The organism is Hylemonella gracilis str. Niagara R (assembly GCF_000600295.1).
In the GTDB taxonomy this organism is placed as follows: domain Bacteria; phylum Pseudomonadota; class Gammaproteobacteria; order Burkholderiales; family Burkholderiaceae_C; genus Hylemonella; species Hylemonella gracilis_A.
Genome location: NZ_JEMG01000001.1, coordinates 969657 through 985249, shown reverse-complemented (window position 1 = coordinate 985249; position 15593 = coordinate 969657). Strand labels below are relative to the sequence as shown.

Here is a 15593-nt window from a genome sequence, read left to right as displayed (position 1 = left end):
GTTCAGGACGAAGAAGCATGTTGTTTTTCCTTTTCCAACGTGGCGTAGGCCTGGATGGCCTGCACCACGCGTTCCATCTTCATGAAGCGCGAGCCCTTGACGAGCACGCTGCGCACCTGGGGCAAGGTGGCCAGCACGACGAGGTTGAGCGCGTCGATGTCCTGGCCATGGTGCATCCCCCCCGTGTAGGCCTGGGCCGCGGCCTCGCTCATCTCGCCCAAGGTGTGCAGCAGTTCGATGCCGCGCTCGCGCGCGTAGGCGCCAACCTCGGCGTGAAAGCGCGGGCCTTCCTGCCCCACCTCGCCCATGTCGCCCAGCACGAGCAGGCGCGGGCCGGGCAGGCCAGCCAGCACGTCGATGGCAGCGCGCACCGAATCCGGGTTGGCGTTGTAGGTGTCGTCGATCACGGTCAAGCCCTGCCCGCGCACCGTCAGGTGCAGGGCCCGGGACCGACCCGAGACCGGCTCAAAGGTCTCCAGCCCGCGCGCGATGGCGTTGAGCGGCACTCCCGCGGCCAGGGCACAGGCGGCGGCGGCCAAGGCGTTCTTGACGTTGTGCAGGCCCGCGACGCGCAGGGTGAAGCGCAAGGGGCCTGCCGGCGTGCGCGCCTGGACTTCCCAGCGGCCACTTTGCTCATCGGCGCGCCACAGGGGTGCCGCCAGCGAGGGATCGGCGCAATGCAGATCGGCCGCCGCGTCAGTGACGGAGAACGTGAGCCGGGTCCGTGCGCCGGCCAACTCACGCCAGACGCCGGTGTAGGCGTCATCCGAGGGATAAACCGCGACGCCCTCGGCGCCCAAGGCCGCGATCACCGCGCCGTTCTCGCGCGCGACCGCTTCGATGCTTTGCATGAATTCCTGGTGTTCGCGCTGCGCGTTGTTGACCAGCGCCACCGTGGGCCGGGTGATGGCGGCCAGCTGCGCGATCTCGCCGGGATGGTTCATGCCCAGCTCAACCACGGCCAGCTCGTGGCGGGGCCGCAGGCGCAGCAGGGTCAGCGGCACGCCGATGTCATTGTTGAAATTGCCTTCGGTGGCCAGCGTGGTCTGCGGCTTGTGCGCACGCAAGATGGCCGCCGTCATCTGCGTCACCGTGGTCTTGCCATTGCTCCCGGTGACGGCGATCAGTGGCAGGCGGTGCCCGCGCGCGATGTGTTGGCGCCAGCCCGCAGCCAGTTGCCCCAGCGCGCGCCGAGTGTCGCTCACCACCAGGCCGGGCAATTGGGCCTGGCGCAGGGCTGCGGCATCACTGCACAGGGCCGCCACGGCGCCCGCTCCCCGGGCCTGGGCCAGGAAGGCGTTGCCGTCGAAACGCTCGCCCTGCAGCGCCACGAAGAGATCACCTTCGCGCAAGGTGCGTGTGTCGGTGTGGACGCGCCGCACCCGAACCTCGTCCGCAACGGAACCGTCCGCCCCCGCGGCCAACAGCTGGGCACCGTCGATCCAGGGCAAGGCCTCGCGCAGGCCGAACATGGTTTCCGTGTTGCCGTTCATGCCCGCGCTCCTGCCGGTGTGGACTGACGCTCGCGCCACGCCCGCAGCGCCGCGCCCACTTCTTGCCGGTCGGAGAACGGCCGGCGCACACCCGCCGCCTCCTGGTAGTCCTCGTGGCCCTTGCCCGCGACCAGCACCACATCGGAGGCCTGCGCCTCGTTCACGGCGTGCTGTATCGCCAGGGCACGGTCCGGCTCGATCCAGGCCCCGCTGGTCGTGGGCAGGCCACTGCGGATCTGCTCGATGATGGCCTGCGGTGACTCGCTGCGTGGGTTGTCGCTGGTCAGGACCACGCGGTCGGCATGCCGGGCCGCCGCCGCGCCCATCAGCGGTCGCTTGACCGGATCGCGATCGCCCCCGCAACCGAAGACGCACCACAGACGGCCGCCCCGCTGCGCCGCCAGCGGACGCAAGGCTTGCAGAATCTGCGCCAGGGCGTCGGGGGTGTGCGCATAGTCGACGACCGCCAAAGGCATGGCGTCTCCGCCCTGGAACTCCATGCGCCCCGGCACCGGATGCAGCTGGCCACAGGCCGCCACCGCGTCGGCCAGGTCGTAACCCAGGCAGCGCAAGGCGGCGACCACGCCCAGCAGATTGCTGACGTTGTAGTCACCCAATGTACGGACTTGCAGACTCGCCGTCTGCGCGCCTTCGCGCAATTGAAAGCCCAAGCCCCCGGCGTTCACGCGGATGTCGGTGGCAAGCAGGCGGGCCGGGCTGTCGGCGCGCAGTGAGCAGGTCCAGAGATCAAAGTCAGGACGCTCGCCCAGCGCGGAGGCCAATTCCGCGCCCTTGGGATCATCGATGTTGACGACCGCCGCGCTCAGAAGCGGCCAGTCGAACAGGGCCGCCTTGGCTTGCCAGTAGGCTGCCATGCTTCCGTGGTAGTCCAGGTGGTCCTGAGTGAAATTGGTGAAGAGCGCGACATGGATGCGCGTGCCATCGAGCCGGCGTTCGACGATGCCGATGGACGAAGCTTCGATGGCGCAAGCGGAAACGCCCTGGTCCACGAAACGACGCAGGGTCTGCTGCAGCAGCACGGGGTCGGGTGTGGTGAGCCCCGTGCCGACGATCTCCTCGGCGGCGGCGGTGACGCGTCCCACCCCCAGGGTGCCGATCATGGCGCAGGGCGCGGCGGGGCGCAGCGCCGACAAGGCCTGGGCAAGCCACCAGGCGGTGGAGGTCTTGCCATTGGTGCCGGTGATGGCCAGCACCTCGAGCGCTTGCGATGGCTGCCCGTGGTAGTCGGCCGCGATCAGGCCGCTGGCCGCCTTCAGGCCCTCGGGGCCGTCATAGGCGGCGATGCGTTGCGCGCGCGCCGGGTCATCCAGTCCGAAGCCCGCGGCAAACGCCGCCAGCCCGCGCGCGTCGACCAGGCAGGCCGCCGCGCCCTGGGCCAGGGCTGCGGACACGAAAGCCCGGCCGTCACGCGCCGCGCCGGGCCAGGCGATGAAACCATCGCCCGCGCCGATGCGCCGGCTGTCGGTGGACAGCTGGCCGCGCGCGGGGGCGACGCGCTCGCGCAGCCAGCGCGAGGCCTGCTCGGGGGTGCGCAACAGCAGCGGTGTCACCGTCACAGCCGGCCCCCTCTCGTGGTCCGGTTCATGCCCTCGGCGACGATCTGCGGCTTCACGTCCAGGTCCGGCTGCACGCCCATCAGGTGCAGGGTCTGCTGCACGGTATCGCTGAACACCGGCGCGGCCACGTCGCCACCGTAGATGCGGCCAGCGCCAGGCTCGTCGATCATCACGGCCACGATGATGCGCGGCTGGTCCACAGGCGCCAGCCCCACGAAGACGCTGCGGTACTTCTGCATGGAATAGGTGCCGTTGTCGTCGAGCTTGCGCGCCGTGCCCGTCTTGCCGCCGACCGAATAACCCTGGGCCTGCGCCCGGGTGGCCGTGCCGCCAGTGCTGGTGACCATGCGCAGCATCTGGCGCACGGCGCGCGCATGATCCGCTTGCAGCAGGCGCACGCCGCGCACAGCCTGCGCCGCGTCGGCCTCGGCGCCCTGTGCCCGCTGCAGGGTGATGGGGATGATCTCGCCGTCGTGCGCGAACACGGAGTAGGCCTGGGCCAGTTGCACCAGACTGACCGACAGGCCATACCCATAGCTCATGGTCACATGCTCGATGGGCTTCCAGCCTTTCCAGGGCCGCAGCCGCCCGCTGACCACGCCCGGGAAGGGCAGTTGGGGGCGCTGGCCAAACCCGATCTGGCTGTAGAGCTCCCACAGGTCGCTGGCCGGCATCTGCAGCGCCAGCTTGGCCACGCCGATGTTGCTGGACTTCTGCACGATCTCCGAGACCGTGAGCACGGGGTAGGCATGGGTGTCGCTGATGACGGCGCCACCGAAACGCATCTGGCCGCTGGCGCTGATGGCCACGCGGGTAGAGGGCGTCACGATGCCCCGTTCCAGCGCCAGCGCCGCGACGAAGGGCTTGACGGTGGAGCCGGGCTCGAAGGTGTCGGTCAGCGCGCTGTTGCGCAAGGCCACGCTGCCGCGCCGCGTCAGACGGTCCGGGGTGTAGCTGGGGTAGTTGGCCATGGCCAGCATTTCGCCGCTTTGCGCGTCCAAGACGACCACGCTGCCCGACTGCGCGCGTTGTTCCTCCACGGCCTGGCGCAGTCGCTCGTAAGCGAAGAACTGGATCTTGCTGTCGATGGACAGGCGCAGGTCCCGGCCTTCCACCGGCGGCACTTCGGTGCCCACGGCCTCGACCACGCGTCCCAGCCTGTCCTTGATGACACGGCGCGAGCCGGGTTTGCCCGCCAGCGTAGCATTGAATGCGAGCTCCACGCCTTCCAGCCCATGGCCCTCGATGCTGGTGAAACCGACCAGATGCGCGGCGGCCTCCCCCTCGGGGTACTGACGCTTGTATTCCTTGGTCTGGTAGATGCCCTTGATTCCGAGCGCGGCCACCTGCCGCGCGGTGGGCTCGTCAACCTGGCGCTTGAGCCAGACGAAGGTCTTGTCCTCGGCCTGAAGCTTGCGCTTGACCTCGGCCAGGGGCATGTCGAGCAAGCGGGCCAGCTTCTGCCATTGCTGGGGCTGATCCTCGACGTCCTCGGGGATGGCCCAGATGCTGGGCGCGAGCACACTGGTGGCCAGCAATTGGCCATTGCGATCCAGGATGCGCCCGCGCGTGGCCGGCAGTTCCAGCGTGCGCGAGTAACGCACCTCGCCCTGTCGCTGGAAGAAATTGTTCGAGAAGACCTGGATGTAGGCCGCGCGCGCGGCCAGCACCAGAAAGGCCAGCGCGACCAGGGCGACCACCATCTTGCTGCGCCAGACCGGCGTGCGGCTGGTCAGCAGGGGGCTGAGGCTGTAGCGGATGTTGCGCGGGCCGGCCATCAGCGCCCCTCCCTAGCCGTGTCGCCGCCATCGGGGTTGACCAGGCCACGCGGCAGGTTGACGCCGCTCAGGCGTCCCTGCACCTCGCGCGCGGCGCCTGCCTCCACCATGGCCACGCTGCCGTTGCGACCCAAGGTCACATAGTCGGTGATGGCCGGCGTGGCGGTGCGCATCTGCAGACGGTCACGGGCCAATTGCTCCACGCGTTGCGCCCCGGCTTGTCGACGCTTTTCCAGCTCCAGCTGTTCGCGCTCGGTATCGATGCGGTGAGCATCCAGCATGGCGCGGTCCAGCGCGGCAAAAAGCCGGCGCGACTCATACTGCACATGCACCAGGTACAGGGCGCTGACCATCACGGCCAGGAAGAGCATGAAGTTGACGCGGGTCATGGCAGAGCCCCCACGCTTGTCACTTCGTGTACTGCGCTGCCCCCCGAGGGGGTCTTCACGCCTTGGGACGGCCCGGCGGCGCTCATCATAGCCCCCACGCTTGTCACTTCGTGTACTGCGCTGCCCCCACGCGCAGGCTTGCCCTGCGCTTCGCTGGGGGTAGGGTCTCGCAACACTTGGGACGGCCCGGCGGCGCTCATCATGTCGGTCATGCGTCTGCCCTTCCGGCGTCCGTGCGCACGGCCACGCGCATGATCGCGCTGCGCGCGCGCGGGTTGGCCGCCACCTCGGCCTCCGAGGGGCGCACCCGCTCGACGGCGCGCAGGCGCGTCGGGATCGGCGCGGCGAAGGGCGCGCGACGGTCGTAGACCTCGCGCGCGTGCCGCGCGATGAACTGCTTGACGATGCGGTCTTCCAGTGAATGGAAACTGATCACGACCAAGCGCCCTCCGGTTTGCAAGACATCGAGACTCGCCTCTAACGCCGCCTGCAGTTCTTCAAGCTCGGCGTTGATGAAAATCCGAAAAGCCTGAAATGTGCGCGTCGCAGGGTTCTGGCCCGGTTCGCGGGTTTTGACCGCGCCAGCCACGAGCTGGGCCAGTTCAGCGGTGGTGGCAAGGGGGCGGCCCGTCTGGCGGCGTTCGACAATCGCCTTTGCAATCGGGCCAGCAAACCGTTCTTCGCCATAGTCACGAATCACCTCCGTGATCTCCCGCACCTCGGCCATCTTCAGCCACTCGGCCACGCTGCGTCCGCGCGTCGGGTCCATGCGCATGTCCAGCGGACCCTCGGCGCGGAAGGAAAACCCCCGCGCCGGGTCGTCGATCTGCGGCGAGCTGATGCCCAGGTCCATCAGGATGCCCTGGCAACTCTGCGCGGGCAGCTCGTTCAGATGCGCGAAGCCCTGGTGCCGGATGGAGAAACGCGAGTCGGACTCGGCAATGCCACGCGCCTCGGCCACCGCCTGCGGGTCCTTGTCGAAGGCCGTCAGGCGCGCTTGAGGTGAGAGCCGGGACAACAGCAGACGCGCATGGCCACCGCGCCCGAAGGTCGCGTCGACGTAGTGCCCGTCCTCCGTCGTCAGGGAGTCCGGCAATTCCACCGGTCTGTTGAGCAAGGCATCGACCGCTTCGTTCAACAAGACCGTGGTGTGCGTCCATGTCTGTTCCACCGCCGCCCTTCAGAAGGAAAAGTCCTTGAAGGCGTCAGGCATGCTGGCCTGCATGGCCTGGGCCTCCTCGGCCTCGTAACGCGCCTTGTCCCACAACTCAAAATGCCGCCCCATGCCCAGCAGCATCACGTCCTTGCTGATGCCGGCCGCGGACCGCAGCTCGGGCGAGATCAGCACGCGCCCCGTGGCGTCGATTTCCACGTCCATGGCATTGCCCAGGAAGATGCGCTTCCACCACTGAGCGTCCATGGGCAGGGCCGCGATGCGCTCGCGGAATTTTTCCCACTCGGGACGCGGGAACACCATGAGGCAACCGTGCGGGTGCTTGGTGATGGTGAGTTGCCCAGCGCCCAGGCCTGCCGCGTCGGAGACGAGCAAGTCCCGATGCCGGGTCGGCACGGACAGCCGCCCCTTGGCATCCAGACTCAGCGACGAAGCCCCTTGAAACACGCGCAGCACCTCTTGTTTGCACCAGCACAGGAGGGTGGAAAGCGCACACGCACTTTCCACCACTTAATTGCACTTTTTTGCACTGTATCAGCAAAAACGACGGGCGCAAGAGGTGGCTGCGAATTTTTTCAATGAAATCAAAGACTTAAACGCTTAATTGAAGGCAATTAGGAATGAAAAATCGATCTAAATGAAGGACTTAGATCGTAAAGTGCATGTTTCGCTTGAAGGAAGTGGGCGCCCACAAAAAGAAACCAGGGCGTCCCTGGGACGCCCTGGTTCAGACTTGCGAGCACTTGCCCGGTGGCGATGCAAGGCGTTCGCCGCCGGTCAGGGTCAGGCGGCGCTCAGAGGATGTAGTGCGACAGATCCTCGTCCTTGCTCAGCGCCGCGAGGCGTTGATCGACGTAAGCCGCGTCGATTTTCACCGTCTGCCCGCCGAGCTTTGCAGCGTCGAAGCTCACCTCGTCCAGCAGTCGCTCCATCACGGTGGCCAGACGGCGCGCACCGATGTTCTCGGTGCGTTCGTTCACCTCATAGGCGATATGGGCAAGTCGCGTGATGCCGTCCGGCGCGAACTCCAGGGTCACGCCCTCGGTGGCCAGCAGGGCCTGGTACTGCCGGGTGAGCGAGGCATGGGTTTGCGTCAGGATGGCTTCGAAATCCTGCACGGACAGCGAACTCAGTTCCACGCGGATCGGCAGGCGACCTTGCAGTTCGGGTATCAGATCGCTGGGTTTGCTCAAATGGAATGCGCCCGAGGCGATGAAGAGGATGTGGTCAGTCTTGATGACGCCGTACTTGGTGCTCACCGACGTGCCTTCCACCAGGGGCAGGAGATCGCGCTGCACGCCCTGACGCGAGACTTCCGCCGTGCTCTGGCCCTCGCTGCGCGAGGTCACCTTGTCGATCTCGTCGATGAACACGATGCCGTTCTGCTCGGCGTTGCTCAGCGCCTGCGCCCGGATTTCGTCTTCGTTCACGAGCTTGGCGGCTTCCTCATCCAGCAGCAGCTTCATGGCCTCGGCGATGCGCATCTTGCGCAGCTTGCGCTTGCCCGCGCCCATCTGCCCGAAGAGGCCGCGCAATTGCTCGGTCATTTCCTCCATGCCTGCCGGCCCCATGATCTCGAGCTGGGCCTTGGGTTCGTTGAGTTCGATTTCGATCTCGCGCTCGTCCAACTGGCCTTCGCGCAGCTTCTTGCGGAAGATTTGGCGCGTGTTGCTATCGCCCGCGCCCTCGGAACGTCCGCGTTCCAGTTCCTCGCCAAAACCATCACGCGAGAAATCACGCGGCGGCGGCAACAAGGCGTCCAGGATGCGTTCCTCCGCGGCGTCCTCGGCGCGGGTACGCACCTTCTTCATCTCTGCTTCGCGGGTCTGTTTCACGGCCACGTCGAGCAGGTCGCGGATGATGCTGTCCACGTCCTTGCCCACGTAACCCACCTCGGTGAACTTCGTGGCCTCGACCTTGATGAAGGGCGCGTCGGCCAGGCGGGCCAGGCGGCGCGCGATCTCGGTCTTGCCCACGCCGGTGGGACCGATCATCAGGATGTTCTTGGGCGTGATCTCAGGCCGCAACGCGGCCTCGACCTGCTGGCGCCGCCAACGGTTGCGCAAGGCGATGGCCACGGCACGCTTGGCATCCTTCTGGCCAACGATGTGGCGGTCCAGTTCGGAGACGATCTCCTGGGGGGTCATGCTGCTCATTTTTGCTCTACCGGCTCCAGCACCTCGATGGTGTGGTTCATGTTGGTGTAGATGCAGATCTCGCCCGCGATTTCGAGCGACTGCTTGACGATCTCCCGTGCGTCCAGTTGCGTGTGCTTGAGCAAGGCGATCGCGGCGGATTGCGCGTAAGCGCCACCCGAACCGATGGCGACCACACCATGCTCGGGTTCCAGCACGTCGCCATTGCCGCTGATGATGAGCGAGCTTTCCAGGTCAGCGACAGCCAGCATGGCTTCAAGGCGGCGCAGCACACGGTCAGTGCGCCAGTCACGTGTGAGTTCGATGGCCGCGCGCTGCAGATGGCCCTGATGCTTGTCGAGCTTGGCCTCGAATCGCTCGAACAGCGTGAAGGCGTCGGCCGTCGCGCCCGCGAAGCCCGCGAGCACCTTGCCATGGTGAAGCTTGCGCACCTTGCGCGCCGTACCCTTGACGACGATGTGCCCCAGCGTGACCTGCCCGTCCCCGCCGATGGCGACCTGCATGCCCTGTGGGGTCTGCCGCCGCGCGCTGACGATGGTGGTTCCGTGAAATTGTTCCATGGGGGTATTGTCCCGCATCGGGTTTGAAGGCGGCATGGACGCACGCGGGCGTGAGGACTTGGGGACCGCTCCCCGCTGCAGGAAATACGCGGGCACTCGCGGAACTGGCTCTGCCAGGCCGCTGAATGCGTCCCCCCTGCCACCGAAGGTTGGCGTTCAGGGGGCTGAAGGCTGCGGCTCCACGCCTGTCTGCGCAGGCTTGGACAGCCTGAAGAACCTTGGTCTCTGGCAATTGGTACCGAGGCGCGCGGTGCCTCAGGGGGGTCAGTCTGATCTCGGAACGACCCGCGCGTGTTCGGAAATCCCGATCACGTTGAAAAAAGCCGCCACCAGCCGGTGCACGTCGCGCAACTGCACCTGCCGTCCCTGGGCTTGTTGCTCGGCCGCCCAGTTGAGCAAACCACCCGCCGCGGGAAAATCCACCCGGATCAGGTCCGTGCAAGAGACCACCATGTGCGTGCGCCCCGCGATGGCCTTGGCCAGCTTGGCCAGTACCTCGGTGGCGTCGCCGACGATTTCCCCATACAGATCGACCCGTACCGGCTGGGCCGCGCTGCCCTCAACCGGCGGCTCCACCACGTCAGCGCCGCTGCCGATCCATACATCCAGCGTGCCCAGCGCGTCGCGGTCCAGTGAGACCCCAGGCAGGGTCTCGCCATTCCAGGCCGAGCCCTCCATCGTGTCCCAGTTGGCGCGGATGTCCTCGGCCTCGGCTTCCAAGGGGTCGCTCGGCCCCCGCAGTAGACAGACCGCCAGGGGCTCCTGCCAGGCCGGAGCCTGGGTCTCGTGGGTCACGCCATAGTCCAGCGCGGCCAGTTCAAAGGCATCGCGCAAACGCATCAGGCGCAAGGCATCCATGCGCAGACGCCATTCCGCCGCGCTGGCCTGGGCCTGGACCCCGGCTCCGTGCGTGAGGGCCAGCAACGCCCGCTCCAGGCTCGTGGGCCCCCGGAAGACCAGACCCAAGGAGGCGCTGGCGGGCGCCTCGCACCATTGCGAGAACAAGCGAGCCAGCACGGGCACCGCCTCGACCGCGATGACGCGCAGTGCCTGCCAATCCAGAACCAGGGCGGCCGTGCTGTCGTCCACCACCGGGGGCACGTCCGAGGGCACGAACATCGCGCTGGACTTGGCTTGCAATGCCAGCGCGGCCGGGGCATCCAAGCGGGCGGGGCTGCGCCAGTCCGGCGCGCGCACAGCCGGCAGCGCGGGGCGATGCAAGCGCACCGCGCCCTTGCCCGGCCCAACCCGGTCGGGAATCGAAAACCAACGCGGCACCGGGCAGGCGGCCAGGTGGGTGTACACCGGTGCGTAGCGCTGCTGCCAGTCCCGGGCCACGCGCTCGTACTCGGCCTGCTGGCCGGTCGCGCGAGCCAGGTCCACGCAGGCCAGCAGCCAGGTCTCCACCAGTTGCGGCGGGGGTGCCTTGCCGCCGTGGGCCGCGCGCACCAAAGCCTGCAAGACCGAGGAGGCCGCGATCTGCGGCGCCTGCGCCGCAGCTTCCAGCGCCGATTCCAGCGCGGCGTGCAAGCTGCGCGCCGCGCCTTCATGGTCGCCGTTGGCGTAGCGGATGGCGGCATCTTCCAGATCGGGGTCGGCCAGATGGTCAGGTGCGGGCGGTGGCAACGGGCGCGCGAAGATGGCGCGCGCCGCGGAGGCACCGAGTTGCGGCAGCACGCCGCCGCGCCACCCGCCACCGACGGTGCCGACCCCGCCCAGGCCCGCCGGGCCGCCCAGTCGCGAGGCGCGCCAGGCCTCGCGCCCCGGATCGGCCGGCATGGGCACCGCCGGCCAGGCCGAAGCACTGGTTCCCACGCTGTTCAAGGCGGGGGATGGAACCGGCTGCGCGGGCAAGCCAGGCAAGGCGCTGGGGTTTGCATCGTTCCAGACATGGCCGTCGTCCTCGGACGGGGGCGCGGAACGGTCATACGCCAGGCCGGACAACGCAGCCATGCCATCGAGATCCGGCGCGGAGGGCGGTGCGCTGGCCTTGGAGGCGTCCCCGCTGTCCGCGCCAAAAAAAGTAGACAGGGGCTCAACGGCGTCATCCGCGCGCGCGCGTGGCCAGGGCGCCTGGGCCGAGGCATCGGATGCACCCTTCGAAGGGGCCGAGTCAGTCCGCGGAGGAACCGGAGCGGCCTGGGCTGCGCGTGCATGCCCCCGCCCCACGGCCGAGGCGGGCATGGACCCGGCAACCGCATCTTTTTCCCCGCCCAGCCACTGGCGCGACATCTGCGCCTCGATCTCGTTGATCTTGCGGATGGTGGCGGCGCGGTTGCGCAAATCCGAGGACGCCAGACTGCTTTGAAAGGAGGTGAAGCGATCGGTCTCGGTCGTGGCGACCGGCTCGCGGCGACGCAATCGCCGCAGGTGCTCGAATTCGCGCTTGCGCACGAAATCATTCTGGCGCTTGCGCTCGATCAGTTCCTTGAGAGCTTCCTTGCTGTAGCCCGGCCCGGGACCGGTTTCCTCCGGCTCAAGCCAGGCCGGGATGCTGCGCCAGCGCAGCCAACGGGCCAGCCAGCGCAACAGGCCGGCTCGGGACCAGCGCCATTTGCGTCCGGTCCCTGCTGCGGCTGGCTTCATGGCACGACCCTGGGTGCGAAGCGGCAGCGGGGTCAGGGGCGAGGCAACACCTCCGGCGACGGAGGCATCAGTCCCCGAACATCTTCTGTTTCAGCTCGCGCCTTTGCTGCGCCTCGAGCGACAGTGTGGCCGTGGGGCGCGCCAGCAAGCGACCGACGCCGATGGGCTCACCGGTTTCGTCGCAATAGCCGTAGTCGCCCGCGTCGATGCGCGCGATGGACTGCTCGATCTTCTTGAGCAGCTTGCGCTCGCGGTCACGCGTGCGCAGCTCTAGTGCATGCTCTTCCTCGATGGTGGCGCGATCGGCCGGATCGGGCACCACCACAGTGTCCTCGCGCAGGTGCTCGGTGGTTTCACCGGCATTGGTCAGGATGTCCTGCTTGAGCTGCTGCAGGCGCAGCCGGAAAGCCGCGAGCTGCTTGTCGTTCATGTACTCGCTGTCGGGCATCGCGATGAGTTCCTCATCGCTCAGTTCCTCGGCGGACTTGGTTTTCCAGTTGTTGGCGAGCTTGGGATCTTTCTTCACGGGCGCAATCAGAGGGGAGTCAAGAACAGGTTGAGTCAGGGTCGAGACGTAGCTCGCCCTGCTCGCATGGGCCGCGGCCGGGTCGATGGATGGCACGGTGATCTGCGCCAGTCGGGCATTCGCCTTGCTCATGCGAGGCAAGCCTTCGCTGGCCGACGAGACGGACACGACGGGCGCGGAGGATACAGGAGTTGGCGCCCTGGCGGGCACCGATGGTGTGAGTTTTTGTGTGCTGGCTGGCTTCGCGAGGGACAGGGCCGGCGGCGCGGTCTTCGCCGCCGCCTTCTTCACCGGAGCCGACGGGGTGGTGGGTCGCTTGGCGACGGACGGGGCCGGGGCGCGGGATACAGCTTTCGAAGCGGTCTTGGCAGGTGTTTTGGCTATCGTCTTGCTGGGCGCCGACTTCGCGCTCACCGGCTTCTTGACTGCGGGTTTGGCTGCAGCTTTGGCGGTGGGCTTGGCCGGGACCTTGGCGACCGGAGCAGCCTTGCCGGTCTTGATGGTTTTGATGGTTTTGGCAGTGGCCGACGACTTGGCGGCCTTGACAACCGTCGACGCCGTTTTCTTGACCGTCGGCTTGGCGGCCGCTTTCACGGCGGCCTTCGGTGATGCGCTGGTCTTGCCGGTCGTCTTCGCCCCCGTCGCGCCCCGATTCGGGGACGCAGCGGCCCCGGCCTTGACCCGCGCGGGGCTGGCAGGCGACTTGGCCTTGGAGGGGGACGATGTGGTCATCGACTTGGCTGGTTTGGCTTTCACTTGATGGACTCCTCCGGGCAAGCTCGGGCTTGCTTCTTCTGGTGCACGACAGCGACGCCCCGTGTTGACGAACGCAACACGGACAAGGCCAGGAACGGCCTCAAGGGGCGCGAGTGTAATGCATGCCCGTTACAGACCCTTCGCCCCAGGCCCCAGAGGAATCCCGCAGGGCTCCGCTCAGGCTTGCAAGATTCAAACCAGGCTTTGCTGCAGCCCCTGCACCAGGATGTCCTTGGGTAGGTCGATGCCGATGAACACCATCTTGGAAAGACGCTGCTCCTGAGGGCCCCATTCCGGCCCCAGATCGCTGCCCATCAGCTGATGGACGCCCTGGAAAATCACCTTGCGGTCCGTTCCCTTCATGTTCAGCACGCCCTTGTAACGCAGCATGCGCGGGCCATAGATGTTGACGATGGCGCCCAGGAAGTCCTCCAGCTTGGCCGGGTCGAAGGCCCGCTCGGACTTGAAGACGAAGCTCTTCACGTCATCGTCGTGATGGTGGTGGTGCGGGTGGTCGCAGTGCTCGCCATGTTCGTGATCGTGGTGATCGTGGTCATGCCCGTGATCATGGTCGTGCTCGTCGGCGTTCAGGAAGTCCGGATCGATTTCCAGCTTGGCGTTGAGGTTGAAGCCGCGCAGGTCAAAGACCTCGGAAATCGGCACCGCGCCGAAATGCACGGCCTTCTGCGGCGCGCGCGGGTTCATGTGCTTGAGGCGATGGATCAGCGCCTCCACCTCCTCCTCCGCGACCAGATCGGTCTTGCTCAGGAAGATCTGGTCGGCAAAACCCACCTGCCGCCGCGCCTCCTGGCGCTCGTCCAGCTGCTGGTTCGCGTGCTTGGCGTCCACCAGGGTGATGATGGAATCGAGCAAATAGCTCTCGGCAATTTCATCGTCCATGAAGAAGGTCTGCGTCACCGGGCCCGGATCGGCCAGACCGGTGGTCTCGATCACCACGCGTTCGAAATCCAGCAGGCCCTGGCGCTTCTTGGCCGCCAGCAACTGCAGCGTCGTGCGCAGATCCTCGCGTATGGTGCAGCAGACGCAGCCGTTGTTGAGCTGGATGATCTGTTCCTGGGTGTCGTTGACGAGGATTTCGTTGTCGATGCTTTCCTCGCCGAATTCGTTCTCGACCACGGCGATCTTCTGCCCATGCGCTTCCTTGAGCACGCGCTGGAGCAGGGTCGTCTTGCCGGAACCGAGGAAGCCGGTGAGGATGGTGGCGGGAATCAGGGCCATGGTGGGTCTCGCAAGCGGGAAGTAATAAAGGCCGCTGCAAGCAAGCGGCCCATCCAGGAGAAGATGGGAAGTTTATCGATTACTTCAAGAGCCTGCCCGCCAAGGTTCAGAGCAGGCGCGGCATCACTTCTTCATCACCACCAGCCCCTTGAGGTACTCCCCTTCCGGGAAGGCTAGCGTCATGGGGTGGTCCGGTGCGCCCCCCAGGCGTTCCTGAATGTAGCCATCCACGCCAGCGTCGGCGCCGGCCGAGGCCACGATCTTGTGGAACAGCTCAACGCCAATGCCACCCGAGCAGGAGAAGGTGAAGAGCACCCCGCCGGGCTCCAAAATCTTGAAGGCCAAGCGGTTGATGTCCTTGTAGGCCCGGGCCGCGCGTTCTGCATGGGCCACGGTCGGAGCGAACTTGGGCGGGTCCAGGATGATGGCGTCGAAACTGCGCCCCTCCTCGGCGAAGCGGCGCAGGCTGGCGTTCACGTCCGCGTCCAGGAATTCACTGCGATCCGCGTCCAATCCATTGAGCGCGACATTGGCCCGCGCCTGCGCCAGCGCGGGCGCGGAGGAATCGATGGAAGTCACCCGCGCGGCCCCGCCTTGCAAGGCCGCGACCGTGAAGCCGCCCGTATAGCAATAACAGTTCAGCACCCTTTGGAACTGCAGGCGCCGTGTGAAATCGCTAAAGCGCTTGCGGCTGTCCCGCTGGTCGAGGTAAAAGCCGGTCTTGTGACCATGCGCGATGTCCAGCCCCAGCTTCCAGTCGTGTTCCCGCAGGATCAGGGAGGTATCACCCTGCCCGCGCAACCAGCCGGTGGCTTCTGGCAATCCTTCCAGCCCACGCGCGCTGGCGTCCGAGCGCTCGTAAAGACGGCTCAAGCCTGTTTCCGCCAACAAAGCATCGACCAGCACCGCCTTCCAGCGCTCAACGCCAGCGCTGGTGAACTGCGCGACCAGGGTGTCGCCATAACGATCGACGATCAATCCCGGCAAGCCATCGGCTTCGCCATGGACCAGGCGCAGGCCATCGCTGGCAATCGCGAAACGCGCGCGCGCCCGCACGGCGGCGGCCACGCGCTGGCGAAAGAAATCCGGGTCGATGCGCTGCTGCGCGTCAAAACTCCAGACCCGGGCGCGGATCTTGGACTGCGGACTGTAGGCGGCCCAGGCCATGAACGCCCCCGCTGCGGACTCCACGCGCACGGTCTCGCCCATGTCGCCCCCGCCCTTGGCGATGGCCGACTCGAACAGCCACGGATGCTGGCGCTGCAGGGCGCGCTCCTTGCCCTCTTTGATGCGTATCACCTTCATGGGGCATCATTGTCGCGGCTATTGCGAAGAAATCCGCGGTGGTGCCCCGACAAG

General features: G+C 66.8%; 13 protein-coding genes. 1 reads left to right on the top strand and 12 read right to left on the bottom strand.

Translation table 11 applies throughout. The features are described from left to right. Nucleotides 1–2: 2 nt before the first annotated feature. From AZ34_RS04465 to dksA, 10 genes are all read right to left on the bottom strand, one after another. Nucleotides 3–1493: a UDP-N-acetylmuramoyl-tripeptide--D-alanyl-D-alanine ligase gene (locus tag AZ34_RS04465; protein ID WP_035605241.1), complete on the bottom strand. Its 1491-nt coding sequence runs from the start codon at nt 1491–1493 to the stop codon at nt 3–5. Beyond that, nucleotides 1490–3070 (bottom strand): UDP-N-acetylmuramoyl-L-alanyl-D-glutamate--2,6-diaminopimelate ligase, encoded by a 1581-nt coding sequence (locus AZ34_RS04460; protein WP_035605238.1) that lies wholly within the window; start codon nt 3068–3070, stop codon nt 1490–1492. The genes AZ34_RS04465 and AZ34_RS04460 overlap by 4 nt, the downstream gene beginning before the upstream one ends. Beyond that, nucleotides 3067–4848 carry a peptidoglycan D,D-transpeptidase FtsI family protein gene (locus tag AZ34_RS04455; RefSeq protein ID WP_035605235.1) on the bottom strand — a complete coding sequence of 594 codons (1782 nt, stop codon included), beginning with the start codon at nt 4846–4848 and terminating at the stop codon, nt 3067–3069. The genes AZ34_RS04460 and AZ34_RS04455 overlap by 4 nt, the downstream gene beginning before the upstream one ends. Next, the gene (gene ftsL / locus AZ34_RS04450) at nt 4848–5237 is read right to left on the bottom strand and encodes a cell division protein FtsL (RefSeq protein WP_081767082.1); all 390 of its coding nucleotides are present in this window, start codon (nt 5235–5237) and stop codon (nt 4848–4850) included. The genes AZ34_RS04455 and ftsL overlap by 1 nt, the downstream gene beginning before the upstream one ends. Before the next feature lie 208 nt (nt 5238–5445). Continuing rightward, the gene (gene rsmH, locus AZ34_RS04445; RefSeq protein WP_035605232.1) at nt 5446–6408 is read right to left on the bottom strand and encodes a 16S rRNA (cytosine(1402)-N(4))-methyltransferase RsmH; all 963 of its coding nucleotides are present in this window, start codon (nt 6406–6408) and stop codon (nt 5446–5448) included. A 9-nt stretch (nt 6409–6417) separates the two neighbouring features. Then, nucleotides 6418–6858, bottom strand: coding sequence for a division/cell wall cluster transcriptional repressor MraZ (mraZ, locus tag AZ34_RS04440; protein ID WP_035610894.1), 441 nt, complete (start codon nt 6856–6858; stop codon nt 6418–6420). Between the two features lie 347 nt (nt 6859–7205). Then, on the bottom strand, nt 7206–8567 hold the full coding sequence (gene hslU / locus AZ34_RS04435; RefSeq protein ID WP_035605229.1) for an ATP-dependent protease ATPase subunit HslU: 1362 nt from the start codon (nt 8565–8567) through the stop codon (nt 7206–7208). Next, nucleotides 8564–9127, bottom strand: a complete 564-nt coding sequence (gene hslV, locus AZ34_RS04430) for an ATP-dependent protease subunit HslV (RefSeq protein WP_035605226.1) — start codon at nt 9125–9127, stop codon at nt 8564–8566. The genes hslU and hslV overlap by 4 nt, the downstream gene beginning before the upstream one ends. 264 nt (nt 9128–9391) lie before the next feature. Further along, a complete protein-coding gene (locus tag AZ34_RS04425; RefSeq protein ID WP_231495459.1) occupies nt 9392–11713 on the bottom strand; it encodes an STAS domain-containing protein in 2322 nt (773 codons plus the stop codon). 67 nt (nt 11714–11780) lie between these two features. Further along, nucleotides 11781–12833, bottom strand: a complete 1053-nt coding sequence (dksA, locus tag AZ34_RS18205; RefSeq protein WP_231495458.1) for an RNA polymerase-binding protein DksA — start codon at nt 12831–12833, stop codon at nt 11781–11783. Here dksA and AZ34_RS18525 point away from each other — a divergent pair. Continuing rightward, nucleotides 12817–12999 (top strand): hypothetical protein, encoded by a 183-nt coding sequence (locus tag AZ34_RS18525; protein WP_197026498.1) that lies wholly within the window; start codon nt 12817–12819, stop codon nt 12997–12999. The genes dksA and AZ34_RS18525 overlap by 17 nt on opposite strands. A 188-nt stretch (nt 13000–13187) precedes the next feature. On the opposite strand, the gene AZ34_RS04410 is transcribed toward AZ34_RS18525, so the two are convergent. Beyond that, nucleotides 13188–14234, bottom strand: coding sequence for a CobW family GTP-binding protein (locus AZ34_RS04410; RefSeq protein ID WP_035605216.1), 1047 nt, complete (start codon nt 14232–14234; stop codon nt 13188–13190). Between the two features lie 123 nt (nt 14235–14357). Next, on the bottom strand, nt 14358–15539 hold the full coding sequence (locus AZ34_RS04405) for a class I SAM-dependent rRNA methyltransferase (protein WP_035605213.1): 1182 nt from the start codon (nt 15537–15539) through the stop codon (nt 14358–14360). Between the last annotated feature and the right edge of the window lie 54 nt (nt 15540–15593).

Coding starts and splice junctions, on each gene's coding strand:
- AZ34_RS04465 (WP_035605241.1), bottom strand. CDS start 1,493: ATGAACGGCAACACGGAAACCATGTTCGGCCTGCGCGAGGCCTTGCCC.
- AZ34_RS04455 (WP_035605235.1), bottom strand. CDS start 4,848: ATGGCCGGCCCGCGCAACATCCGCTACAGCCTCAGCCCCCTGCTGACC.
- ftsL (WP_081767082.1), bottom strand. CDS start 5,237: ATGACCCGCGTCAACTTCATGCTCTTCCTGGCCGTGATGGTCAGCGCC.
- hslU (WP_035605229.1), bottom strand. CDS start 8,567: ATGAGCAGCATGACCCCCCAGGAGATCGTCTCCGAACTGGACCGCCAC.
- hslV (WP_035605226.1), bottom strand. CDS start 9,127: ATGGAACAATTTCACGGAACCACCATCGTCAGCGCGCGGCGGCAGACC.
- AZ34_RS04425 (WP_231495459.1), bottom strand. CDS start 11,713: ATGAAGCCAGCCGCAGCAGGGACCGGACGCAAATGGCGCTGGTCCCGA.
- AZ34_RS04410 (WP_035605216.1), bottom strand. CDS start 14,234: ATGGCCCTGATTCCCGCCACCATCCTCACCGGCTTCCTCGGTTCCGGC.
- AZ34_RS04405 (WP_035605213.1), bottom strand. CDS start 15,539: ATGAAGGTGATACGCATCAAAGAGGGCAAGGAGCGCGCCCTGCAGCGC.